This is a genomic window from Ferdinandcohnia sp. QZ13 (assembly GCF_031324165.1).
Taxonomy (GTDB): Bacteria; Bacillota; Bacilli; order Bacillales; family Bacillaceae_L; genus Ferdinandcohnia.
On sequence record NZ_JAVIVW010000001.1, the window covers coordinates 461,533 to 487,996 of the forward strand.

The 26,464-nt window shown below is 36.1% G+C and carries 22 protein-coding genes and 1 pseudogene; 9 read left to right on the top strand and 14 right to left on the bottom strand.

The features are described 5' to 3' along the window. The first annotated feature begins 7 nt into the window (after positions 1–7). The 4 genes and pseudogenes from RGU12_RS02245 to RGU12_RS02260 all read left to right on the top strand — a co-directional run bounded on the left by RGU12_RS02245 (position 8) and on the right by RGU12_RS02260 (position 6,754). On the top strand, positions 8–2,932 hold the full coding sequence (locus RGU12_RS02245) for a fibronectin type III domain-containing protein (protein WP_309534623.1): 2,925 nt from the start codon (positions 8–10) through the stop codon (positions 2,930–2,932). Positions 2,933–3,349: 417 nt separating this feature from the next. After that, positions 3,350–3,487 (top strand): annotated as a pseudogene (locus tag RGU12_RS02250) (glycerol-3-phosphate acyltransferase); the annotation flags it as partial. 319 nt (positions 3,488–3,806) lie between these two features. Then, the gene (locus RGU12_RS02255; RefSeq protein ID WP_309534624.1) at positions 3,807–5,720 is read left to right on the top strand and encodes a PhoX family protein; all 1,914 of its coding nucleotides are present in this window, start codon (positions 3,807–3,809) and stop codon (positions 5,718–5,720) included. A 689-nt stretch (positions 5,721–6,409) separates the two neighbouring features. Next, the gene (locus RGU12_RS02260) at positions 6,410–6,754 is read left to right on the top strand and encodes a hypothetical protein (protein ID WP_309534625.1); all 345 of its coding nucleotides are present in this window, start codon (positions 6,410–6,412) and stop codon (positions 6,752–6,754) included. 80 nt (positions 6,755–6,834) lie between these two features. On the opposite strand, the gene RGU12_RS02265 is transcribed toward RGU12_RS02260, so the two are convergent. Continuing rightward, positions 6,835–7,092 (bottom strand): hypothetical protein, encoded by a 258-nt coding sequence (locus RGU12_RS02265; RefSeq protein ID WP_309534626.1) that lies wholly within the window; start codon positions 7,090–7,092, stop codon positions 6,835–6,837. 127 nt (positions 7,093–7,219) lie between these two features. Here RGU12_RS02265 and RGU12_RS02270 point away from each other — a divergent pair, with 127 nt between their 5' ends. Further along, positions 7,220–8,401, top strand: coding sequence for an alanyl-tRNA editing protein (locus RGU12_RS02270; RefSeq protein ID WP_309534627.1), 1,182 nt, complete (start codon positions 7,220–7,222; stop codon positions 8,399–8,401). 30 nt (positions 8,402–8,431) lie between these two features. On the opposite strand, the gene ytvI is transcribed toward RGU12_RS02270, so the two are convergent. The 4 genes from ytvI to RGU12_RS02290 all read right to left on the bottom strand — a co-directional run bounded on the left by ytvI (position 8,432) and on the right by RGU12_RS02290 (position 14,725). Continuing rightward, entirely contained in the window at positions 8,432–9,487 is a 1,056-nt protein-coding gene (gene ytvI, locus RGU12_RS02275) for a sporulation integral membrane protein YtvI (RefSeq protein ID WP_309534628.1), read from the bottom strand. 170 nt (positions 9,488–9,657) lie between these two features. Further along, a complete protein-coding gene (gene parC, locus RGU12_RS02280; RefSeq protein WP_309534629.1) occupies positions 9,658–12,102 on the bottom strand; it encodes a DNA topoisomerase IV subunit A in 2,445 nt (814 codons plus the stop codon). 7 nt (positions 12,103–12,109) lie between these two features. Further along, on the bottom strand, positions 12,110–14,074 hold the full coding sequence (parE, locus tag RGU12_RS02285) for a DNA topoisomerase IV subunit B (protein ID WP_309534630.1): 1,965 nt from the start codon (positions 14,072–14,074) through the stop codon (positions 12,110–12,112). Between the two features lie 237 nt (positions 14,075–14,311). Further along, entirely contained in the window at positions 14,312–14,725 is a 414-nt protein-coding gene (locus RGU12_RS02290) for a CoA-binding protein (RefSeq protein WP_116350472.1), read from the bottom strand. Between the two features lie 317 nt (positions 14,726–15,042). Between RGU12_RS02290 and plsY the strand changes: the two genes are divergently transcribed. Continuing rightward, positions 15,043–15,642: a glycerol-3-phosphate 1-O-acyltransferase PlsY gene (gene plsY, locus RGU12_RS02295; RefSeq protein WP_309534631.1), complete on the top strand. Its 600-nt coding sequence runs from the start codon at positions 15,043–15,045 to the stop codon at positions 15,640–15,642. Positions 15,643–15,796: 154 nt separating this feature from the next. On the opposite strand, the gene RGU12_RS02300 is transcribed toward plsY, so the two are convergent. Continuing rightward, on the bottom strand, positions 15,797–17,581 hold the full coding sequence (locus tag RGU12_RS02300; RefSeq protein WP_309534632.1) for a S9 family peptidase: 1,785 nt from the start codon (positions 17,579–17,581) through the stop codon (positions 15,797–15,799). A 191-nt stretch (positions 17,582–17,772) separates the two neighbouring features. Between RGU12_RS02300 and RGU12_RS02305 the strand changes: the two genes are divergently transcribed. Beyond that, on the top strand, positions 17,773–18,960 hold the full coding sequence (locus RGU12_RS02305) for a CapA family protein (RefSeq protein ID WP_309534633.1): 1,188 nt from the start codon (positions 17,773–17,775) through the stop codon (positions 18,958–18,960). A gap of 265 nt (positions 18,961–19,225) precedes the next feature. Here the strand turns inward: RGU12_RS02305 and RGU12_RS02310 are convergent, their stop codons facing one another. The 7 genes from RGU12_RS02310 to acnA form a co-directional block, all read right to left on the bottom strand. After that, complete coding sequence (locus RGU12_RS02310; RefSeq protein WP_309534634.1) at positions 19,226–19,651, bottom strand: acyl-CoA thioesterase; 426 nt, start codon at positions 19,649–19,651, stop codon at positions 19,226–19,228. 129 nt (positions 19,652–19,780) lie between these two features. Continuing rightward, complete coding sequence (gene tlp, locus RGU12_RS02315) at positions 19,781–20,014, bottom strand: small acid-soluble spore protein Tlp (RefSeq protein WP_223254357.1); 234 nt, start codon at positions 20,012–20,014, stop codon at positions 19,781–19,783. 155 nt (positions 20,015–20,169) lie between these two features. Further along, positions 20,170–20,307, bottom strand: a complete 138-nt coding sequence (locus tag RGU12_RS02320; RefSeq protein WP_116350478.1) for an acid-soluble spore protein N — start codon at positions 20,305–20,307, stop codon at positions 20,170–20,172. A gap of 100 nt (positions 20,308–20,407) precedes the next feature. After that, complete coding sequence (locus tag RGU12_RS02325) at positions 20,408–20,539, bottom strand: FbpB family small basic protein (protein WP_116350479.1); 132 nt, start codon at positions 20,537–20,539, stop codon at positions 20,408–20,410. 248 nt (positions 20,540–20,787) lie between these two features. Next, positions 20,788–22,002, bottom strand: coding sequence for an ISL3 family transposase (locus RGU12_RS02330; protein ID WP_309534635.1), 1,215 nt, complete (start codon positions 22,000–22,002; stop codon positions 20,788–20,790). Between the two features lie 157 nt (positions 22,003–22,159). Continuing rightward, on the bottom strand, positions 22,160–22,681 hold the full coding sequence (locus tag RGU12_RS02335; RefSeq protein WP_309534636.1) for a TlpA family protein disulfide reductase: 522 nt from the start codon (positions 22,679–22,681) through the stop codon (positions 22,160–22,162). Between the two features lie 137 nt (positions 22,682–22,818). After that, a complete protein-coding gene (gene acnA, locus RGU12_RS02340; RefSeq protein WP_309534637.1) occupies positions 22,819–25,527 on the bottom strand; it encodes an aconitate hydratase AcnA in 2,709 nt (902 codons plus the stop codon). Between the two features lie 221 nt (positions 25,528–25,748). Here acnA and sspO point away from each other — a divergent pair, with 221 nt between their 5' ends. Beyond that, positions 25,749–25,898: a small acid-soluble spore protein SspO gene (gene sspO, locus RGU12_RS02345; RefSeq protein WP_057999856.1), complete on the top strand. Its 150-nt coding sequence runs from the start codon at positions 25,749–25,751 to the stop codon at positions 25,896–25,898. 41 nt (positions 25,899–25,939) lie between these two features. On the opposite strand, the gene RGU12_RS02350 is transcribed toward sspO, so the two are convergent. After that, positions 25,940–26,194, bottom strand: a complete 255-nt coding sequence (locus RGU12_RS02350; RefSeq protein WP_309534638.1) for a hypothetical protein — start codon at positions 26,192–26,194, stop codon at positions 25,940–25,942. 125 nt (positions 26,195–26,319) lie between these two features. Between RGU12_RS02350 and RGU12_RS02355 the strand changes: the two genes are divergently transcribed. Beyond that, the gene (locus tag RGU12_RS02355) at positions 26,320–26,463 is read left to right on the top strand and encodes a small acid-soluble spore protein P (protein ID WP_116350483.1); all 144 of its coding nucleotides are present in this window, start codon (positions 26,320–26,322) and stop codon (positions 26,461–26,463) included. Position 26,464 lies beyond the last annotated feature (1 nt).

A 26,464-nucleotide genomic window follows, 5' to 3' on the forward strand; every position in this document is an offset into this window, starting at 1 on the left:
AGCGAATTTGAAGAGATTTAAAGTGAATTGCTCTCTGTTTTTAATTTTACTATTAGTTTTCAGTAGCTTTAGTGGAGTAGCCTCAGCTAAAACGGAAGTATCTCCAAAATCACCAGCATCACCTGTTCATTTACAGATTCCAAACCTTGCTTACGATGAAGCAAGCATAACACTTGTTTGGGAAAAGCCGGAGAATTATAAAGACATCGTTGATTTTAACATCTATATGAACAAAAAGAAAATTGGAAGCGCTTTAGAAAATAATAGTGGACCAGCAAAAGCTTATATTGATAATTTTTATAAAAATATTGATAAAGATAATTTCCATGAGAAGATCCTAATCCATAATTTTAAAGTAAATAACCTTAAACCTAATAAAGCCTATGAATTTTATGTAACATCAGTAAATGCTGAAGGGGTTGAATCAGGACCTTCTAATAAAATTGTAGGTAAAACGACAAAAGTACCTGAAGTTTTTAATATTGTAGATTTTGGAGCAACACCTGATGACGGAACAAAAGACACTGAGGCCATACAAGCAGCCATTGACGCCGCTACTCCAGGATCCAAAGTCGTAATTCCAGAAGGAAAATTTATTTCCGGAGAATTGTGGCTTAAATCAGATATGACACTACAAGTGGATGGTTATTTACTCGGATCTCCAGATGCTGAAGACTACAGCATGAATTTCTGGCTGTACGATTATTCAACGGATGAGCGTTCCTATTCACTCATCAATGCCCATACATACGATTATGGAAGTTTAAAAAATATACGTATTGTTGGCAACGGGATCATTGATGGAAATGGGTGGAAATATGATAAGAATCATCCTACCATCGATGAGCTTGGGAACGAATTACCACGTTACGTTGCAGGCAATAACTCAAAAGTAACCGGGAATGTAAAAGTAGAGAACGGGAAGATGAGTCCATTAAATCTCAATTCCGAAAATACATTAGGGATCTTAGCAGCAAATCAATCATATGCGGCACAAGAAATGGGCATGGATGTGAAATCCGCTTATTCGACTCGTTCAAATCTGATTACTGTTCGTGGTGTAGACGGAATGTATTACGAAGGTATCACACAGCTTAATCCAGCAAATCACGGGATTGTAAACCTTCATAGTAAAAACATTGTTATAAATGGAACCATTTCCAAAACATATGATGGTAATAACGCAGATGGATACGAGTTTGGTGACTCTCAAAATATCATGGTATTTAATAACTTTGTGGATACAGGCGATGATGCTATTAATTTCGCATCTGGTATGGGACAAGCAGCATCTAAGAGTGAACCAACAGGAAATGCTTGGATCTTCAATAACTATATTCGTGAGGGACACGGTGGGGTAGTTACCGGTAGTCATACAGGTGGCTGGATCCAGGACTTTTTAATAGAAGATAATATCATGTATAAAACGGATGTTGGTTTACGCAGTAAGACAAATACACCTATGGGTGGTGGAGCTAAAAATATCCTATTTAGAAACAATGCATTAGAGGGTATAGACGGAGATGGCCCATTTGTCTTCACTTCCTCCTATACAGATGCGAATGCTTCAATCTTATACGAGCCTGCAGAGATCATCTCTCAATTCAGAGATATGGAGATCGTTGATACAACGGTTCGTAATCAAGGTGGCAGTAATAAACAAGCGATACTAGTGAATGGTAATAATAGTGCAGGTGAAGTTTATCACGAAAATATTACCTTTAAAAATGTTAAATTTGATAATGTATATTCTGTAAAAATGGATTATGCAAAAGACTTTAAATTTATTAATGTATCTTTCACAAACGTAAAAGATAATGGAGGAAATCCATGGAGAATAACAAATTCGACTGGACTTGTGTTTGAGAATACAACAGCAGCTCCTACTGATGCTACACAAAAACCTGAATGGCCAGAGGATACTTTTATTGATGCCCAATCATCACCAGATGGAAAAAGTGTAACTTTAACATGGGGTGAAGCAACAGATAATGTGGGTGTTACGGGTTATACAATCTATAAAGATGGTGAAAAACTTAGCGAAGACTATACATCTACAAACCTCACAGGTTTTACGGTAGATGGGCTGACTCCGGCCAAGGAATATTCATTTAAAGTGGAAGCTTCTGATGCGACTGGAAACCGAACTTCGAATGGTCCGGAAATCAAGGTTACAACAAGTGGGGAAGCGGACCAAACAGCTCCTGTTTTACCTAAGAACACAAAGATTTCAGAGTCAACTACTAAGATTCCTTCTAGTGATACTTTTAGCGGCAAAGAAGTTAATGTTGTCTATACTGGTTTTACATGGACTTCTATAAACTGGAATGCAGCTAATGACGACACGGGAATCGCTGGTTATAATGTTTATGCAAATGGAGAACTACATGGATTTGCAACATCTACTAAATACACATTAACACGATTACAACCTGGTACAAAATATAATATTGAAGTAGAAGCAGTGGATCTTGCTGGTAATAAGGCACCTTATAATAGTGTACTAGAATTTGAAACGGCTAAACCTTACCCAATTGGGGCTCCGTCTTTTGATGGCGACTTAGAAGCAAAAATAAATACAGATGGTACAAGTGTATCTCTTTCATGGAACGCTGCAAATGCGCTCAATCAAGATGTAATCGGATACCGAGTATATGTGAACAGTCAACCGATCAAACCTGAAGGAGTCACATTCACACCGATAAATTCAGAAATGACAACATCTGATACAAACTATACGGTAACAGGTCTAAAACAAGGAAAACGATACACCTTTAAAGTAGAAGCAGTCGGTCATGCCATCAAATACTCCAAGAGAGAAAGACTTTCAGATGTACTTCCAAACGGTCTCTTTGAGGTTTCAGGATACAGATGGAGTGGATTTGGACCAAGTGTCGATGTTCATTTAATACCTGGCAAGGCAAAAAGTTAACAAGCAAAATCGAATTAATTTTGCTATGATTTATTGGTAATACTTACCCAGCGTCGTTTTGATGCTGGGTATTATGTTTATCAAAGTTTTTATATATAGTTCTCGAGGATTCTGGATTGTGAAATAGGTGTAAGGGGAGGTGACAATAGATAGTTCCTTATAATGAATCTTATCAGACTCAAAGAGCATGAGTTATTAGTACGTTAAGATTGTTTCAAGTTAACATAGTATACGCAAGAGTAAAATAGGGATCATCGAATTGACAGTCTTTTTTTCTCTGATATTATATGGATCGCTTTAACATCAAAATATTAAGATGTTGTACTAACAAGGCAGGTTAAACGTAAGTAGGATTGCAGGAAATTATACACAATAAATAAAAATGTATAAATTAAAAATAAGTGAGGTAATAATACTATTTTTAACATTTTAGCTCTGATTTTAAGTTATTTAATAGGTTCATTCTCATTTGCTTTAGTAATCGGTAAAATATTTTATAAGAAGGATATTCGTTATTACGGTACTGGTAATCTTGGTGCTACTAATTCTATCCGGTACTGTAATAGCTACAGCCCTCAAAAAGGATATACTTGCCTATAAGGAAAGTACGTTCTCTCCGTTCCGCACCCAGCCAGTGATATTTCTCTTCTTTATATCCAGGATCCGAAGCACAACCTGGACACCCAATCCTAACCCATTAAGTACTACAAGCATATTTTTTCGAAGAAGAGCTTGTGCATTTAACCAATAACCTACAATAATGTTAAAAACTTCTGGTCAGGTTAATAAAAAACATACAAAGAGTTAATATTCCATTTACAATTATTTGGTTTAATTGGACCGTAAGCTATTAATCTATTAGGAGGAATTATTTATGATTAATAAGAAACTTGTGAAAAAAGGGGCTACATTAGCACTTGCTTTAGCTATTACTATTCCAGCCGTAACACCGACATTTGCTGCTGCTCAGAATAACAATAAAATAGAATCTGTTAGATTTAATGGTATGGAAGCACCTGCTACTATTGATGATATGGTAAAAACATATACAAATGCAACCGTTGATGTGAAATATATCAATGGAAAAGTAAAAACATTTCCACTGACTTACAACTACCTATTCAAATCAGAAGATAAGGTAGCAACAGTAAAAAACGAAAAAATTCCTGCAGGTACACCAATTGATGTAGATGGAAATCCAATTAAGGATCCTAGTGGCACAAACGGAGAATACTTTGTATCTGACGCTCCAGATTCAAACAGCTTATTAATGCCTATTAACGGTAAACTGTATATGGTTACACACTATGAATATCAAACTATTGATGCTGCTGGTAAATCAGCATACGGTTTAGTTCCAGCTTCCATGTCTTTAACTGAATTGGAACAAGACAAAAAAACAGGTGAACTTAAACCAGTAAATGTACAAAAAATTGATTTTTCAGCTGTAAATGGACTTTGGATTCCATGTAACGGATCATTATCTCCATGGAATACACATTTAGGTTCTGAAGAGTATGAACCAGATGCACGTCTTTTCTTAAACCCAACTTCAAAAGTAAGAAGTCAAGTTGAAACATTCGCTCAATTCTATTTCGGAGATAAAACAAAGGCTAATCCTTATTTCTATGGCTACACTCCTGAAATTACAGTAAGTAAGAATGGTAAAACATCAGTTGTAAAACATTACAGTACAGGACGTTTCTCTCATGAGTTAGCTAAAGTAATGCCTGATAACAAAACTGTTTTTTACGGTGATGATGGCGGCAATACAGGAATGTTTATGTATGTAGCTGACAAGGAAAAAGATTTATCATCAGGCACACTCTATGCAGCGACATTTAAACAAACAGGTACTGAAAACGGTGGTTCAGGAAATTTACAATGGATTAATTTAGGGCATGCAACGGATAAAGAAGTGAAAGATATTATTGATAGCGGCATTACCTTTAATGATATTTTTGAAACTTCAGATGTTCCTAAAGAAGGTTTTACAGCTATTAAAACATACTCAAATGAAGGAAAAGTTGAGTACCTAAAACTTAAACCTGGCAAAGAAAAAGCAGCAGCCTTCCTTGAAACTCGCCGTTACGCTGCCATGCTTGGTGCGACTACAGAATTTAATAAAATGGAAGGTTTAGCACTAAACGAAAAGGATAAAAAAGTATATATTGCAATTTCCGATCAAAGTAAGGCTATGGAAAAAGATTCAACAGGAAAAGATCCTGCAGACCATATTCAGCTACCAAAAATTAAAGCTGGCGTAACCTACCAATTAGACTTGCGAGGCGGCCAAAAAGATAGCAATGGAAATGCTATTAATAGCTCGTATGTAGCACCATCCATGTCTGGATTGGTAGTAGGGGAAGACCTTCCTGCAGCTGACGCATATGGAAACACTGCCAATGTAGATAAAGTAGCTAATCCAGATAACTTAAGTTACTCTGAAGCAATGAGAACACTCTTTATTGGTGAAGATAGTGGTGCTCACACAAATAACTTCGTTTGGGCTTATAATGTTGATACGAAAGAATTAGATCGTATTTTATCTGTTCCAGCTGGGGCGGAAGCAACTGGATTATTTGCTGCTGATGACCGCAATGGATTCTCATATATTTTCAGTAACTTCCAGCATCCTGGTGATGAAGTAGATGGTAAGTCGATTACAGCTGTTAATAAAGAAGAACTACTTAAAGCTATTGACGAACAAATTGGTATTAATAAAACAGGCGGTATTGGTTATATCTCTGGAATACCATCCGTAACAAAAATGCCCAAAAATAAATAAGGTGACTGATTCTTCAACTTCACTTTTTTGGAAAAACAGAAGCTAATTCAGTGTTGAAATTGTATATGAATGAAAAAGACATGCAGCAGACAAAAGATGATAAAAATAAAAATTAAATAAACAAATTCACTTAGAAATAAGTGCCTGTCAACACTCGCTTTTTGTCGAATTCATCGACATTATTCAGTGAGTAGCAGGCACTTTTTTATTAGTTTCCAGAGAAGAAACTGAACATCAAAAAATACACTTAATATTTATATCATTTATTTAACGATAAAATTGAGTTAAGCAGTTAAATATAATCAAATGAAAAAACTGGCGTTTAAAAAATACACTAATTTTTTCATTTTTTAAAGCACATTATTTTTTTCTATTAAATTATTTTAAATAACAACATATACTTGTTAAAGGGGAAGTACTCTAGATTATGTATCAACTTTTGCTTCAACGAATGAGAGGTAGCTAACCAATCTACCTAACTATTTAACTTTTATTCTAGTTAACATAATATCTATTCTCAGAACTTAGTTAAAAATAACCAAAATACAGCAAAACAATGCTATAATTAACTTAATTACAGTTAACTAATCTATTTTTAAAAATCTTAACTCATGGTTACATATATCTAACTATTTAATTGTATTTATACCACGTCTAAATTTTAATTTAAATCAGGAGTTGTTGTACATATGCCTTACGAAAGCAAAATTAGACCGCATAATGCTGATCGTGTAACTAAAAATACAACCATTAGTCGGGATTTGCTCAATCAAATTAAAGAAATTGCAAATAACATGCAAGTTCCGTTTAATCAATTGCTAGCTGAAGGAATTGATTATGTATTAGATACTTATAAGAAACCTAAAGAATTCAAAGCTCCAGTTAGACCTAAGGATCGAATTCAAATGGGTACAACATTTAGTCATGTTCAATATGAATTGCTAAAAGATCGTGCACGAAGACTTCATACTCATACAAATACACTAATCGAAATTGGGATGGAATTTATCATAGATAAATATCGGAATGTGTAATTCCAACCCTCCCTTTGTTTTTCTTTATTTTAGTTTACATAACATAATTATAATAAACTAAAACTCTTTTTGAACGGAATTTAACTTAACTTCCCACGAATATCTATCAATTCTTGCAACAGCTCCTCCATCTCGGAATGATTGATCCTAACTGGCATCTGATCATTTAACGTGATGAAATGCTCCTGTTCCCCACTTTCTACCTTTTTCATTAAATAATCGCAAATCGCCTCAAGCCTTTCCCTACTTATGACAGACTGTGTTTTCATATGCTTAAATTTTGTTAAAACAAATGCATTTTCTTCAATATCTCCACTAATTAGACTGTTCTCTTCCATATCATTTACCTCCTTTTCTACTCTTAAATTGCTCCTCCTCCCTTCTATTTATTACAACTCATAATTGAATCTTTTTTACTTTTCTAGTATGTTTTTAATATCTGATGTCGAAAGGATCGAATACTAGATGACAAAAAAGCTATATTATGAAAATCCATACTTAACAAACTGGACAACGGAAGTTACCAATATGATCAAAAAAGATGATTACTGCCTTATTACTCTTAAGGAAACTGCATTTTATCCTGAAGGCGGCGGACAACCTTCAGATACTGGCTTGATTGGCAACATTAAAGTGTTGGATGTTTATCAGGATGCTGGAGAAGTATACCATAAACTCCCCCATCCCCCAGAAAACAAGGTAGTCGAATGTCAGATTGATTGGGACCTAAGATATGATCATATGCAGCAGCATACAGGGCAGCATTTGCTGTCAGCAATTTGTATCGAAGAATATGATGCGCACACATCAAGCTTCCATTTAGGTAAAGACACAGTATCAATTGATTTGAGTGTACCGGAATTTAGTGAAGATCAGCTATTACATATTGAAAACAAGGTGAATAAAGCTATCTATGAAAACCAGCAAATCAAAACATATTTTGTTACTAAGCAACAAGCTAGTAGCCTTCCGCTTCGAAAAATGCCTGATGTTGAAGGAAATGAAATGCGGATTGTTGAAATTGAAGGATATGATACATCAGCATGTGCGGGTACACATGTCTCTAGAACTGGCGAATTAGGATTAATGAAGCTATTAAAAACGGAAAAAAGTAAAGGAAATACACGAGTTTATTTTATTTTCGGTAGTAGAGCCCTTCATGATTATCAAGCAACGCATTCGGTTTTAACGACCTTAAACAACAAATACAGTACTAATAGTGAGGGTCTCATTGAGAAAATCAGCAAAATCGAAATGGAAAACAAACAATATCAACGAGAAATTGAGGAGTTAAAAGGAAAATTAAATCAATTTTTAGCTCAGGAACTGATTCAAACTCATACCGAGCCCATCATTATTCAGAACTTTGAAGATAAATCGTTAAAAGAACTTCAAGGCATTGCAAAACAGATCAATGAAGCCTCAAATCAATGTGTGATTTTTACTTCTACACTTGAAAATAAGTTGCTTATCTCACACAATGGCTCAGTCCCGGTCCAGTGTGGTCAATTATTCAAACTAGAATTAAAAAATTACCACGGAAAGGGTGGCGGCAACAATACCACTGCCCAAGCAGCTTTTGATAATGAAAGAGACCTAGAAGTATTTAAAACCTTTTTAGAAACAAAAATATTAGAAGCAATATAAGTGAAAAAGCTACCTTTTTAGGTAGCTTTCTTATATTTTATCCGATTTGAAGCTGAGGTTGATTACGCCAGCTTTTGTTAATGAATCGTAAAGGATGACGAGAAGCGGTCCAAGTAATAAACCAACTATCCCTATTATTTTAAATCCTAAATACATGCTGACTAATGCTGCTAAAGCGCTAATTCCAAAACTTTGTGAATATATCTTTGGTTCGATAATTTTTCGAATCACGGTAATGAGTACAAATAGAATTAATAATCCTACTCCAAGTTTGGTGTTGCCGTTAATTAACACAAAAATAGCCCAAGGTACAATAAAGGATCCAGTTCCTAGGATCGGTAGTAAATCGACAAGAACAATGAGCAATGAAAGGATTAAAAGATACTTAACATCTAATATCCAAAGCCCAATATAAGTGATGATAAATGTGACACCACTAAGTACGATTTGCGCTTTTAAAAAGCCGACAAATATCTTTTTCAATTGGGTGGTTACAATTTTAACCTTTTCAATTGTACTCTCCTGCAACATTTCCTTAAGCCTGTTTTTAATTCCTGGTAGATCGTTCATGAAAAGGAAAGCTGCAACTAAATACACAATTAGCTCTAACAAAAGTTGTGGAAGACTTGAAACAAAACCAAACGTACCCTCAGTAATATTCCTCGCTACAACAATCAATAAATCCTTGAAGGAATATAAAGTATTCATAATGGAATCCAAGACTTCCTTTGGTAAATCTTCAAAATAGGTTTCAAATTTTTGAAAGGTTGCAATGATTTGGTTCGTATCAATACTTGAGACATAGAACGGAATATTTTTTACAATCGTAATCAATTGATTAATAATGACATTGACTAATAAATATCCCAAAAATAGTACGAATAACATGAAGACAACAAAGGTTATTGTTACAGAATAGATTCGTTTGATTCGGTAATTTGTGATTAATACATTAACAACTGGCTCCAGTAAAAGAGCCGTTAAAAAGGCTAATATTAATGAAATTGACATTGGTAATAAATACAATAACGCAATTAATGCGATGACAAGGAGGATATTTCTTTTATTAATATATTTTTTAACCATTTTCTCAATATTACCTACTCTCTACCTGATCGATCCGACATCTTATAAAATTATTGTACAGTAAAGTAGAGATATTTAAAATATAAATTTTTTTCGAAATTAAGACTTTGGGTTTGACAAGTTCACATCATCAAAAAACAGCTACCAGTTAGTAGCTGTTTTTCATATGATTATTTTGTTTCGTCATTGGTTTCTTCGTGCGTGACAATCCATGTATCGATCACTTCTCCCGCTTCATCTGAATCAACTACAAACGAACCATTGCTATAGCGATCATTTGGACGTAATGAATTTGGATCGACTGACTCAATTTTACCGTTATGGGTTTTAAGGAAAATTTGATCTAAGTCTGTAATAAAATGTGCTCCTGCAATGCGGTGTGGATGATTCTTTAACTCACGAAGCATGACTAATCCACGTTTTGCACGGGTTGCTTTTTCAAATTCTGTGATTTTCATTTTCTTCACTGCACCACGTTGTGTAACAATCGTTAATTCAGCTGGTGTGGATGGTGGTACAACATATCCAGCGACAACATAATCGTCGTCTTTTAGGTTAATCCCTTTAACGCCTGCAGCTCTTTGTCCTACAACATTTACTTCTTCTTCCCCGAACCATAGTCCATAACCTAGATGTGTAACTAAGAAGACGTCCATATTTCCATTTGTTATGTGAACATTTACAACTTCATCATCATTTTTCAAGTTAACTGCAACAAGTGGTTTTGAATATCTCTGTGCTTTATATAAGGATAGCTCTGATTTTTTAACCATTCCATTTTTCGTGATGAAAAGAAGGTATTCCGGCAGGTCAAAGTTTGTAACCGGGAATGCTTCAATGATAGACTCATCGCGGTCAATACTTATAATATTAGCAACGTGCTGGCCTAGGTCTTTCCATCTAATATCAGGAAGCTCATGTACTGGAACATATAGATAGTTCCCTTTATTTGTAAAGAGTAGTAAGGTGTCCGTTGTATTGATTTCGAATTTCCGCAATAATCGATCCGTATCCTTCATGCCAAAATCAAGACCATTTGATGCGGCATAGGATCGAGGGCTTGTTCGTTTTACATAGCCATCCTGGGTCACTGTTACAATGACATCCTCAGACGGAATCATAACCTCAAGATTAATTTTAATCTCTTCAATCTCATCTTCAATTTTTGAACGGCGATTATCGGCATATGTCTTTTTCACACGTTTTAGATCTGTCTTAATTACTTGTAACAGCTTGCGTTCATTTTGAAGAATTTCAACTAATTCACTAATTTTTTTGTTTAGTTCATCAAATTCATGCTGTAGTGCTGTGATGTCTGTATTTGTTAAACGATATAGTTGCAAAGATACAATCGCTTCTGCCTGAGGTTCTGTAAAATCAAATTTAGCGATTAAGTTGTTTTTAGCGTCCTTTTTATCTTTTGAAGCACGAATTGTTGCAATGACCTCATCTAAAATGGATAAAGCCTTAATAAGTCCTTCTACAACATGTTGACGGTCACGCGCTTTTTCTAACTCATATTGAGAACGATTGGTAATAACCTCTTTTTGATGGTTAATATACGCATCCAAAATTCTCGGTAAACTCATTAATACTGGTCTTCTATCTAAGATTGCAACCATATTAAAGTTATAGGTTATTTGAAGATCAGTATTTTTATAGAGGAAGTGTAACACTCCCTGTGCATCCGCGTCTTTTTTTAGTTCAATGACAATTCTCAAGCCTGTTCGGTCTGTTTCATCTCGGACTTCGCTTATCCCTTCTACTTTTCGGTCTAAACGAATCTCGTCAATCTTTTTAACCATATTCGCTTTATTCACTTCATATGGAATTTCCGTTACGACAATTTGCTGCTTTCCTCCGCGAAGATCCTCGATGTCCGCTTTCCCGCGCACAATGATTTTTCCTTTTCCGGTTTCATAGGCTTTTTTAATTCCTTCAATGCCTTGAATAATACCACCTGTTGGAAAATCAGGGCCCTTGATCACCTGCATAAGCTCATCGACGGTTGAATTTGGATTTTCAATTCTTTTAATGACGCCATCAATGACCTCTCCAAGATTATGTGGAGGAATATCTGTTGCATATCCCGCTGAGATTCCAGTCGAACCATTTACGAGCAAATTAGGAAAACTGGCTGGTAATACAACTGGTTCTTTACTTGTATCATCAAAGTTTGGAATGAATTCAACTGTATTTTTCTCAATATCACGTAAAAGCTCGGAAGCAATACTTGACAGACGAGCTTCGGTATAACGCATTGCTGCTGGTGGGTCACCATCATTACTACCGTTATTTCCGTGCATTTCAACTAAAACATTGCGAACCTTCCAGTCCTGACTCAAACGAACCATCGCATCATATACGGAAGTGTCACCATGTGGATGGTAGTTACCAATTACATTACCAACTGTCTTGGCCGATTTACGGAAACCTTTTTCACTAGTGTTTCCTTCAACATGCATCGCGTATAGAATCCGTCTTTGAACTGGCTTTAGGCCATCCCTTGCATCAGGTAATGCACGATCTTGAATTATATACTTACTGTATCTACCGAAGCGATCACCTATTACCTCCTCAAGAGGCAGATCGCGAAATTTTTCTGCTTGTACCATCTATCTGTTACTCCCCTTCTACGACCGATAAATTTTCATTGTCCAAAATATTCGAATCATCCTCAAGACCAAAGGCAACATTTGATTCAATCCACTTACGACGTGGCTCTACTTTATCGCCCATAAGTGTTGTTACTCTACGCTCGGCTCTTGCTCCATCATCGATTCGGACTCGAATTAGCGTTCTCGTTTCAGGGTTCATGGTTGTATCCCAAAGTTGGTCAGCATTCATTTCTCCTAAACCTTTATAGCGCTGAATGATATAACCTTTTCCTACTTTGCTAATTGCATCCTTTAACTCGTCATCACTCCATGCGTATTCAATGACTTCCTTTTTACCTGTACCTTTGCTCACCTTATAAAGTGGTGGAAGGGCAATATAGACCTTACCCGCTTCAATTAAAGGCTTCATATAACGATAAAAGAACGTTAAGAGCAAGACTTGAATATGTGCCCCATCGGTGTCAGCATCTGTCATAATGACAACTTTGTCATAATTGATGTCCTCAACAGTAAAGTCTGCACCAACTCCACCACCGATTGTATGAATGATCGTATTAATTTCTTCATTTTTAAAAATATCAGCAAGCTTTGCCTTTTCCGTGTTGATAACCTTACCCCTTAATGGAAGAACTGCTTGGAAACGACGATCGCGTCCTTGTTTGGCTGAACCTCCAGCAGAATCACCCTCAACTAAGTAAAGTTCATTTTTTTCAGGGTTTCGGGATTGAGCAGGAGTTAGCTTACCACTTAATAGTGTTTCGGATTTTTTTCGTTTTTTTCCACTTCTAGCTTCTTCTCTTGCTTTTCTTGCAGCCTCTCTTGCCTGGGAAGCTTTAATTGCTTTTTTTACAAGAAGAGTACTCACATCCGGATTTTCCTCAAGGAAATAAGCAAGGTTTTCAGATACAACTGAATCTACGGCTGAACGAGCTTCACTTGTTCCAAGCTTACCTTTTGTTTGACCTTCAAATTGTAAAAGTTCTTCAGGAATACGAACAGACACAATCGCCGTTAACCCTTCACGAATATCAGAGCCATCAAGATTTTTATCTTTCTCTTTTAATTGGCCGATTTTCCGAGCATATTCATTGAAAGCACGAGTTAATGCCGTCTTTGATCCAACTTCATGTGTCCCTCCATCCTTTGTTCTAACATTGTTTACAAAGGATAAGATATTTTCTGAATACCCATCATTAAATTGGAAAGCAAAGTCTACTTCAATTCGGTTCTGAATACCCTCAAAAGATACAACAGGATGTAAAGTATCTTTTTCCTCGTTCAAGTAGTCTACAAACGCTTCTAGACCATTTTCATAATGATAAACTTCCTGAAAATCATTTCGCTCATCAATGATCTCTATTTTTAACCCTTTCAATAAAAAGGCTGATTCTCTCAAGCGTTCACTAAGTATTTCAAAATTAAAAGTAGTTGTACTAAAAATCGTTGGGTCTGGTTTGAAATGAATCGTTGTACCTGATTGATTCGTCTTCCCAATGTTTTCAAGCGTGGTAGCAGGTATTCCACCGTTTTCAAAGCGCTGCTCATATATAAATCCATTACGCTTGATCGTAACAGTTAGCCATTCTGATAATGCATTAACAACAGAAGCTCCAACCCCGTGGAGACCTCCACTTGCTTTGTACCCACCTTGACCAAATTTTCCACCTGCGTGTAATACTGTGAAAATTACTTCCGGTGTTGGCTTACCCATTTTATGCATTCCCGTTGGCATACCACGTCCTTTATCCTGGACACTAATACTATTGTCTTTATGGATTTTAACAATGATGTGATTACCATAACCAGATAGTGCCTCATCCACAGAGTTGTCTACAATTTCATAAACAAGGTGGTGAAGACCTTTGCTATCTGTACTTCCTATATACATACCAGGTCTTTTTCTTACAGCTTCAAGTCCCTCTAGTACCTGAATCGCATCATCATTGTAATCAAATTGTTGCTTTACCAAAAAACATACCCCTTTCATATACAAAACACTTGGGAGTTTACCCAAGCACATAGCTAAAAATTAGCCTCTCTCTATATAAGTAGTACTATTAGAAGTATTTCTTACTTAACAGAACAAATGTTTTGTTTTTTGATGCCCTACCTTTTATTTTATATCTTTATCTAGATTTGGCAAACCGTTTCTCGAAAAAAGGCGAAAATCCTTGTGTAATAACAAGGATTTTTGTCTCGTGATTTGTTATTTTGTCAGCGCATGCTCAACCTTGATACAGCGATCCATGACAACGGTATATCCACGATCCTTTAAGAAATTGTATGCTTCCTCACTCACACAACCAAGCTGTGACCAAAATACATCTGCATCAATTTCAACAAAATCTTTCGCAACATCCATTAAATACTCAGAACGGCGAAAAACATTGACAATATCAATATGTCCTTTAATTTCTTTAAGTGATTTAACAGCTTTTACACCTAGAGTCTCATCAATTGTTGGATTTACAGGAATAATTTCATATCCAGCGTCCTGCATTGCCTTACTCACCATATTGGAAGTTCTTTCAGGGTTATCAGATAAACCTACAACAGCAATCCTTTTACTTTTCTTTAATATCTCACCAAGTTCAGCACGAGTTGGAATTTCCATTGTCATATTTGAATCCCCTTTTTTAAATAGTAGACAATTTGATATCTCTCATAGTATTTCGGTCCCAAGCATAGATATTCCTTCATATATTTTGATTTTTAACCGCTAATGATGGTTTCCTATATGATATTTACCTATTTTTTGTTGAAATTTATAAAAAAAATCATTGTAAAGAAAAATTTCTAGTATAATGAGATTACTTGTACAAGCATGGTATTATAAGAACAGAACAATTTGCCAAAACTAGAAATGGTAATTTTGGTTCAAATTGTACAATGTTGCACACAAGCACTTATCTATATTTTATTAAAGGAGTTATGTGTATGGTAGTAGAACTTATTATTATTCTCCTGGCTTATCTTCTTGGATCAATCCCATCTGGGTTAATCGTTGGGAAGGTTGGCTACGGTATTGATATAAGGGAGCATGGCAGCGGAAATTTAGGTGGGACCAATACATTCCGGACACTTGGTAAAAAAGCCGGGTTAATTGTAACAAGTGCTGATATCTTAAAAGGAACCTTGGCAACTGCACTTCCGTTTCTATTATCGAGTGATTTACATCCGTTATTAGTTGGAATTGTAGCAGTCGTTGGTCATATGTATCCTATTTTCGCAGGATTTAAAGGTGGAAAAGCAGTTGCCACTTCTGGTGGAGTACTTTTAGCTTATAATCCAATTCTGTTCCTAACGACCTTATTATGCTTTTTCATTTTCTTAAAATTGACGAAAATGGTTTCCTTATCTTCTATGCTAGTTGCCCTTTATTGTATCACATTCAGCATTGTGTATAGTATTTTTATTAAAACAGATTATCCTTTAATCATCGTTGTTTCATTACTTGCGGCGTTTGTATTTTATCGTCACCGTGCAAACATTTCTCGGATTAAAAACAAAACAGAACCGAAGATTAAATGGTTATAAGAAAAGTGTTAGGCGCCCAGTCTTAGTCGACATGCATAAAACGAGCACTGACAAACTTCCGAAACGATTAGCTAGGCTAGAAAGTTGATAACGCCTGGAACTGGACAATAAAAATTGACGTGTGAGCCTTTTAGGTCACACGTCTTTCATTTCTTTAGATAATTCGATCAAAAAATTCGAGGATTTTACGGTTTACCTTGATTTCATTTTCCTTCTTCGAAAAACCATGCCCTTCATCCTCCAGTACAAGATATTCGACTTCCCTACCTTTATCTTGCAAAGCCTGTACGATTTTATCAGATTCTGCCTTTACAACACGTGGATCATTAGCCCCTTGGATTACTAACATCGGCTTTACCATGCCATCTAAATGAGTAATCGGTGAATACTCGATTAACTTTTCACGGTCCTTCACAGGATCACCTACCCACTGATTCATGACCGGTTTCCAATGCTCAGGAACGGAATCAATAAAGGAAAAAAGATCACTTGGGCCAAAAATATCAATCACAGCTTTGAAGTATTCAGAATGCTTGCCATGGAGTAGAAGTGCCATATATCCACCATAGCTGCCGCCTAATAGTAGAATTTTGTCACGATCTGCATAGCCATTTTTGATTAACCATTCCAATCCTTCGATATTATCTAGGCGAGGTCCATGCCCCCAGTCACCCTCTACCATTTTCGTAAATTCCAAACCGTAACCGGTTGAACCACGGAAATTCGGTGCAAAAATGCTATAACCACGATTCACTAAAAACTGAAACATCGCTCGAAAAGACTTTCTTTCCGCAGACTGCGGACCACCATGCGGCCATAGAATGACATGCCCATTCGAAACATCCTCATTGGCCTTAAAAAAGAGCGCTTCAACTTCTAGACCATCAAATGATGGATACGTAATCACATTAGGATGAACAAGCTCCTCTTCTTTTACCCCGGGAACCCCATAATTAGTACATGCTGCCCATGTATGGTCATTAGCCGAGCGCTTATAAATATTAAATGGACTTGTAGCAGAACGCCCCAATACATATAGGTTATTGCTTTCTGTCACAACTAATTTTTCAATAACAGATGCCGGAGTCTCCAGCTTCTTCAATTCACCAGATTGGATGTCAAAGGCATATAGAAAATCCTCCACGCCCTTCTCACTCACAATATATATTGTTTGAGATTGCTCATGATATTTTATAGATTTAAAATCCTCCATTTGAAGTGAAACAACCTTTGAAAATTGCTTTGAATTCACATCATATTTGGCCAGATACGAAAAATCATCATCATAATCCGTTAATAAGTAAACCGTTGTTTCAGATGTAAACAATACATCCGAAACAGTATGCTGTTTATCCGTTTCTGGTGTTAAGCGATATTCCTTATCGTCTTTATGTAAAAAGGCTAACGAATATGTATTTGCAAAATGTTTTAAATAGATTTGACTGCTTTCATTCGGACTTAGAGCGGTTAAATAAGTCGCCGCATCAATACCTTCGTTCATAATCCACTCTTCTTCCGTTTCTAAGTCAAAACAATATGAATTCAAACACATTGCATTATCCTTCGTTGAAGTGTAATATAGTTTCTTTCCGTCCTTTGATAGTATTGCTATCATGTGACGATGCCCTTCATATATTCTTACAGGCCTTAACTCCCCACCTTGTGGCTGTAATGCATATAATTGAGTATTTTCATCCCCATCTTTATCAAAGCCCGCAATCAAAAATTGACCATTTTTATCAAAGATAAGCTCTTGACAGCTTTGATCAATGAATGTGAGTGGATAAGGAAATTGATTTGGTAAATCCATTCCCCAAAGATTATATGTCCCACTCAAATTCGTGCTAAATACTAACTGTTTTTCGTTAGGACTAACCGTAAAATTTTGAATACCAAAGGTTCTAAAAAACTGTTCTACATCTGGCTTTTGGAATTTCATTACTGAACACCTACTTCAACATAGTTTGATTTTCTCTTTATTTCATTCGACAGACTTCCAAATTGTCCTTCCTACTTATTTCGACTTAAGAAATACATTGAAGATTATAGACAATATTCGATAAATTTCTAACATTTTTCATAGTTTTGTATTATAGTAGAATTATCATACATTACGGGGTGCAATGTCATATGAGAACAAGTAGAAGGAAACGAAAAAAAATCAATATCACGAAATATCTTATTAGTCTACTTATTTTATTGCTTATTCCATTAGGTGTTTATTTTACACTAAATAATGTTAAAGCTGATTCTGTTACTAAAGACTACATTGCCCATAATCACGATTATAAAAAGACAGAGCCGGAATTTAAGCCATTTACAACTTCAATGACACTTGCAGCAATTGGGGACATTTTAATTCATTCAATTGTTTATGATGATGCGAAGACAAGCAATGGTTATGATTTCAAACCAATGATTGCAAATGTAAAGGGATTACTAGAAAATGCAGACCTTACGATTGCCAATCAGGAAACAATCGTTGGTGGAACTGAAATTGGACTATCGACCTATCCGAGCTTTAATAGCCCTTTTGAGGTTGCTGATGCATTTAAGGATGCTGGTGTCGATATTGTTTCTATCGCAAATAATCATACGCTTGACCGAGGCGAAAAGGCCATTTTAAGTGCAACAAATTATTTAAATAAGATTGGTATGGAATATACAGGAGGTTATCAGAGTCCAGAAGATAAAAGTAAAATACGTGTGTTAAATCGAAATGGAATCAGCATAGCATTCCTATCTTACACCTATGGGACAAATGGCATTCCTGTGCCACAAGGAAAAGACTACCTCGTTAACTTAATTGATATGGAATCCATAAAAAAAGACATCAAAGCAGCCAAAGAAGAAGCTGATGTCGTATCAGTTAGTATGCACTGGGGAAATGAATATCAACTATACCCGAATGATTATCAAAAACAACTAGCTCAACAGCTTGCAGATGAGGGTGTTGATATCATTATTGGTCATCATCCCCACGTATTACAGCCAATGGATTGGTTAACAGGTAAAAATGGTAATCAAACATTTGTTGTCTACTCACTAGGAAATTTCTTATCTGGACAGATGTGGGATTATAAAGATATTGGCGGGGTTTTACAGGTTGAAATTGTCAAAGAGGTAAAATCAAAGGATGAAACCATCATACATGTTCAAAATCCAAAATTCGCACCAACATTTGTGTCAAATAGTCACTATAAAAACTTTAAAGTCGTACCACTCCAAGACGCAAACGATTTTGGGTTAAGCAATGCGTCTAGTAAATATGAAGAAATGACTCATCACATGAATCAATGGCTGGATTCGAAAGAATAGATTAAACATACAAAAGGCATATCCTCCGATATGCCTTCAGAGTAGACAAAGTCAGTTCTGACTTTGTCTACACGTTTTTTTAAGGATATCTTGATGTAATTTCTTTCCCCAGACTGTCTTGAAAACGCTTGTCAGACATGGCGCGCAGCCGATCGAAGATGCGAATAGAAGTTGACTTCATGAGCGGACGAGAGAGGCAAGCAACGAAGTATGCGAGCGTTTGTCAACAGTCTGCAGGCATATCCTTCGATATGCCTTGTTATCTTTATTCCTCTTTCTTTTTAGCATCTTCATATGCCTCATGCCAGTCAGGATAGTGTTTTCTAATCGATATTGGCCGGAATGAGTCTTTTTTTACACAAACATGGGATGAGGTTGCATTCACTGATACCTCTCCATCTGGTCTTTCAATTCGATATCCATAAATAACACGAAGGCCATCATAATGTTCAATCCATGTCTTCACTAGTGCTGTTTCTCCATATCTTAATGGTTTTTTGTAAGAAACCTGCAAATCAATTACAGGAGATAAAATACCATCGTTTTCCATAGCTGCATAACTAAAACCTAAATCCTTAATTAACTGGGTTCTTCCTAGCTCCATCCAAACTAAATAATTTGCATGGTAAACGACACCCATTTGGTCTGTTTCTGCGTAGCGTACTTCGACTTCCTTCTTTGAAATGAGCAATTTGGTCCTCTCCCTACTCTTGTTTTAAAAGTTTTATTAATACAAATATAGTATCATAAATGGAAAAACACTCATAAAAGAAACGAAAACAAAATAGAGTATGCCATCAATCTGGCATACTCTTTCATGTTATTGGTACCCATTTTCACGATCTGCTGCTTCGTCTTTAATCTCTTCTCTCATAGCCGCTATTGATTCTTCACGACGTTCATTCTTCGCTTGAATTCGTTGGCGTTCTTCTGCATTTGAGAACTCCATAGATTCTTGAGCTTCCTCGATGTTTTCGATTGTGTTCTGAACCATGTCTTGTAGTTTTTCTACATTATCACTTCGATCGTCTGGTTTCGGTTTGTTGTGTGTCATGCTTATTCCTCCTATGTAATGTCGTACACCTCTATTTTGCTTCATATATAAAAAATTTATTTCTAAAAGGTAGAGGAATTCTCATGTAAAAAAAGGAATATTTCGCAAAACAAAAGGACGTTGCTATAACGTCCTTTTATCCAGTGAATACGTAATTATTCACCTTTTGTTTGCATAACCTGAGCGTGCTTCCCAGATTTGTCCTGCATCTTTTTACCTTTATTTCCACCAAATCCACGTGGTTGTGTACCAATATGGTTAGGTTTGAATTGTTCATGGTCTTTTTGCGGCATTATTTATTTCCCCTCCTCCTTTTCATTATCACCCGGAAAGGTGATTCTCATGTAAAAAGAAGAGTGGAGATTATATTCAGTAAAGGATTTTGATGGAAATTTACTCAGCTTTTTCTAATCTTTTTTGTTCTAGTCTTGCCTCAATTCGATCCATTGCTTCTTGGTCTTTTAACAATTGTTGTTTGTTTTCTTTGACCAAGTCTGCAAACGATACCTTTCTAACTTTTCTCAATTTTCTCACCTTCCTCTAATTACTATTGTAATAGTAATAATCTCCAAAAACGGATGAAATTATTACAAATTTTCGAAAATTTATTTAAAAATTTTTAAAAGGTCGGTTTTTGTTAAAAAATACGCAAAAAAAGGTTCTAAGTCAAATGTTGGGGTTTTAGGCTACCGCGCTTCGCTTGGTGGCCTCAATAAAAAATGATGGATGGTACCATTCATCATTTTTTATTGAGGAGAATGCCCCCAACTTGGTTAACCAATATGTACCCCTATTCTTTTATACTTGTGTGTTAATAAAATTTTAGCCCTAAAGCGTTCAAACACTCTAAATCCATAAGCATTTCGCTTTAAAACTTTGGTGGAATTATTAATTCCCTCTAGAAATCCATTTGAATATTCATAGGCAAAGCTATTTAATACTTCAACTTGCCAATTTTGTATGGTCTTTATGGCTTTAATCATCTCAGGTATCTTTGAATCCTCAATAAACTTATATAATTCTTCTAATTCTTTTTTAACCAAACTAATCTGGCTTTTTCCATTTACTTTGGCCCGTAAAAACCAAGAACGATAAGCCTCTTTGATTTCATATGCTCTTCTGAGTTCATTAGACATTTCCAAGTATCGCTCTAAATGCCAACGTTCATCCTTAGTTAAGCGCTGGCTATCTTTATGAAATACATGTTTCATACGTTTACACTTTTTTCGGTCGTATCCATGAAACTCATTTTGTATTCGGCGTCTTACTCCATCAAGCCCCCAATAAATGTAACGACAAAAATGAAACCTATCAGCTACAATAACGGGTTTACCCAATGCCTCTTGAACGGCTGCTTTAAAGGAATGATTCATATCCATTATGACTATTTGAACCCCAGATCCATGCTTTCTCAAGTAGTCCTTAATCGTACGTTTATAGCGATTTGGTAAAATATCAATCGGTTCTTTTGTAATCCCATCCGCAATGATTAACTGATATTTCCCTTCCCGGGTATCACCTTTGTATTCATCAATGGCTATAACATTTGGTAGCTCTTCCACAGGACGAATTTCGCTTCGGGATATTTGATCGAATCTACGTATGATGGTTGAAGGAGAACATCCATAGATCTCGGCCGTTTCCTTGAACGTTTTTCCTTTAATCGCTTTTATCGATATTGCTTGATTCCACTCTATTGAAGTACGCTGATAACGCATGACAAAAGGGTTTTTCTCCGAAAAACGTTTTCCACACTCACAGACATAACGTCTACGCTTATAAAAGATTTGAGTTTTTCTTTCAAACCACTTTAAGTGTTGAATTTTTTGTACACGATAGTCATGAACCCTATTCGTTCTTTGATTACATTTGGGGCACCGGTTTACTTTTCGTTCCATTTCAACATACAGTCGCACTACTTCACCGACTTCTTCAACATTGGTTAGGATAGACCCTTTTAATCCAGGAATAATCATGGTAAAATCCATATTGCACGCAACTCCATTCTTTACACTTGTTTCTAGTCAATTCAAGTATAAAAGAATGAAGAGTTTGCGTGTTTTTTTATGCACACAAATTTTTTCTAAACCCCAACAAATATTATAGAGCCAAAAAAAAGAACCAATCTACTATTGGTTCCTTTTGTTACTTTAATTTTTTAACTTTGCTTTCAAGCATTTCTAAGTTCATTTGACCTTTTATAAAATCATTTATCGTCCCATCAGAGTTAATGAAAAACGTTTCTGGTAAACCCAAAACCTTATAATCACTACTGGCTTGGTTTTTAGGATCTACTAAAAGTGGAAATGTGTAACCCTTACCTTCCACAAATTTATGTGCATTTTCTGCCTTGACTTCGGAAGCTGTCATATTGATGGCTAGCACTTCAACATCATTACTTTTATTTTCATAAAATGTTTGAATTTCTGGCATTTCTTCACGACATGGTTTACACCATGAAGCCCAAAAATTTACAACAACCTTTTTCCCTTTTAAATCGGATAAACGAATTGTCTCGTTTTCATCATTTAACAATTGAAGTTCGAAATCAGGTGCTGTATTTCCAATCTCGATCCCGGTTACGCCTCTTCTTTGATCTTGAACAAATTCAAAAACAGCATATCCTACTAGTCCTATTAAAACGAGTGCAATCACTATTTTTTTCACGATTTCAATCCTCCGTAAAATTTCCGCAAATGTCATGTATAATTTCAATTCCCATAATATCTATTTAACCATACAAAAGAATAAAATTAAAAGGCAGTTTTGTGAACTCCACAAAACTGCCCTAGTATTAACAGATATTAACCCTTCATTTTCTCACGAAGAACCATTTGAAGGATACCACCGTGACGGTAGTAATCAATTTCAACTTCACTATCGAAACGAACTAATACTTCAAATTCTTTCTTATTACCTTCTTCGTCAGTAGCCGTAACTTTCACATAGTCACGTGGTTTTACATTTTCGTCGATTTGAACTTCAATTTCTTCTTTACCAGTTAAGCCGAGAGTTTCTGCATTTTCACCTTGTTTGAATTGTAATGGTAATACACCCATTAATACAAGGTTACTACGGTGAATACGCTCGAAGCTTTCAGCAATAACTGTTTTAATGCCAAGTAGGTTTGTACCTTTCGCAGCCCAGTCACGTGATGAACCCATACCGTAATCGTTACCAGCGATAACAGCTAGGCCAGTTCCATCTTGCTTGTATTTCATACATGCATCGTAGATAGACATAACTTCACCAGTTGGCCAGTAAGTAGTCCATCCACCTTCTGTACCAGGAGCGATTTGGTTGCGAATACGGATATTCGCGAAAGTTCCTCTTGTCATGACACGGTCATTACCACGACGTGAACCATAAGAGTTAAAGTCACGAGGTGTTACACCTTTTTCTTGTAGGTATTTACCTGCTGGCGTATCTTTACCAATCGAACCTGCTGGTGAAATGTGGTCAGTCGTTACGGAGTCACCGAATTTACCAACTACACGTAAGCCATTAAGCGGCTGAACTTCACCTGGCTCTTTAGATAACCCTTCAAAGAATGGTGGGTTTTGAATATATGTGGAGTCTTCATCCCACACATAAAGTGCTTCATCCGTACTTTCAATTGCGTTCCAACGCTCGTTATCGTCAAATACACGCTCGTATTCTTTTCTGAATAGCTCAGGTGTAACAGTCTTTTTAACTTCAGCTTTAACCTCTTCTGCAGTTGGCCAAATGTCATTAAAGAATACATCATTGCCGTCTTTATCTTTACCGATAGGTTCTTTTTGAAGATCGATATCAACAGTACCAGCTAATGCATATGCCACTACAAGTGGTGGGGATGCAAGGTAGTTACCTTTCACTAGCGGGTGAATACGTCCTTCAAAGTTACGGTTACCAGAAAGTACAGAAGTAATAACTAGATCATTTTCAGCAACTGCTTTTTCAATTTCTGGTGCTAATGGACCTGAGTTACCGATACAAGTTGTACATCCATAACCAACTGTACTAAAGCCAAGCTTTTCAAGGTATGGTAGTAGACCAGAATCTTCTAAATAACCTGTTACTACCTTAGAACCTGGTGCTAAAGATGTTTTAACATATTTAGGTACTTCTAGGCCTTTATCAACCGCTTTCTTTGCAACAAGACCCGCACCTAACATTACATATGGGTTTGAAGTATTTGTACAGCTTGTGATCGCAGCAATTGCGATATCACCTGTCTTCATTTGTACTTCTTCGCCATCATTGAATTTAACAGTAATCTCCTTATTAATTTCTTCAGGAGTTAAACCGTATCCTTGGTTACCATTCGCAGTTAATGCAGTGTGGTAAGCTTCTTTCATTTTTGAAAGTGGAATTAAATCTTGTGGACGCTTAGGACCAGAAAGATTTGCTTCAATTTCAGATAGATTAACCTCAACCACATCTGTGAAAATTGGATCTACTGCATCAGCTGTATAGAATAAGCCGTTTGCTTTGCAGTATTCTTCTACAACTTTAACTTGCTCTTCTTCACGACCAGTTAAACGAAGATATTCTAATGCTTCCTCGTCAACAGGGAAGAATCCACAAGTTGCACCATATTCTGGAGCCATGTTAGAAATTGTTGCACGGTCAGCAAGTGGAAGTTGAGAAACACCAGGACCGAAGAATTCAACAAATTTACCAACTACGCCTTTTTGACGTAATACTTGAGTTACTTTGAGTGCTAAGTCAGTAGCTGTTGTACCATTTGGTAACGTACCAACTAGTTTAACCCCAATTACTTCTGGTACTGGGAAATAGGATGGCTGTCCAAGCATTCCAGCTTCAGCTTCAATTCCTCCAACACCCCAACCAAGTACACCGATACCGTTAATCATTGTTGTATGAGAATCAGTACCTACAAGGGTATCTGGGAATGCTTCGAACTCACCGTTTTCACCTTCAACTGCATGGACAACGTTCGCTAAATATTCAAGGTTTACTTGGTGAACAATACCTGTTGCAGGTGGTACTGCACGGTAGTTATCAAATGCTTTTTGAGCCCAGCTTAAGAACTTATAACGCTCAGCGTTACGCTCGAATTCTAGCTCCATATTGTATTTTAGTGCATCTAATGTACCTGCTCTGTCAACTTGTACAGAGTGGTCAATAACTAAGTCAACTGGAATTTCAGGGTTGATTTTTTGTGGATCTCCACCCATGTCAGCCATTGCCTTACGTAGTGAAGCTAAATCAACTACAGCAGGTACCCCAGTAAAGTCTTGAAGAATAACACGTGATGGTTTGAATGGCACATCAACCTCTTTTAATTCATCAGTTCCCCATTTTGCTAAGTTTTCAACATGTTCCTTTGTAATTACTCTTCCATCAACTTGACGTAATACAGATTCTAAAAGAACCTTAATGGAATATGGCAATTTTGAAACGTTACCAATTTTAGCATCTTCTAATGCTTGTAAGCTATAATAGTTATACTTTTTGCCGTTTGCTTCGAAAGAAGAACGTGCATTAAATACATCATGCTTTGCCATATGTATACCCCCTTTGTTATAATAATAACGCAATTTTACACAATTGTCGAAATTTAAGAGGAATTTTAAACTCTCCAATTAAATCCCCCGCATAACATATATTAATATAACTATATACATAAGTAAATAACAAGATTGTTATTATACTTTATAAGTTTTACTTATCATCCTGAAGAATAAAATGTTGAAAAAAGTATAAAATAAGGTCGGAGGTGAATAGAATGTCGAAACGTAAAGCAAATCATGTTCGACCTGGAATGAATGATGCAAGCGCACAAGGTGTTGGAGCGGGGTATAATGAAGAATTCGCAAATGAGCCATTAACAGCAGAACAACGTCAAAACAATAAAAAGCGAAAGAAAAATCAATAATTTTTTTATAAATTAAAGCCCGCTAATGCGGGCTTACTTTTTTATTCGTTCACTTCATTCATAATAGATTGTAGATCCTGGTGAAATTGCTGAAGTTGAGATTTTTGGTGCTCTGATGCCACTTCCAACGCATTTTCAATTTGTTGATAGGCTTCATTAACCTCATTTTTCAATCGTTTTAAATGAGTACCATAGTCAGGATCATTGCTAACGATATTTGCATAAACATCCTTCGCTTGTTCTGTTCCTTGCTGTGCAGCTTGGAATGCTTGTTGTTGATTTTTATGATACGGCATTTTTTCAACTCCCTTAAGGTAATTCGTGCAATTATAGCTTACCTTTTTTCCAAAAAATCATTCGGAACACAATCGCATAAAAAAGTGGAAAAATACTATCCTAATACTTAAGGGAGGGATAAAATATGGGTGAAAAAAATACATTCAAGGATATTAGAGCAAATGGTGGACAAAGCACCGGAAGTCAACCACAACCACTGAGTGGTTCGAAAAAAGTAAAAAACCGCAACCATTCAAGACAAAATAATAACCCTGGACACGATATGTAAA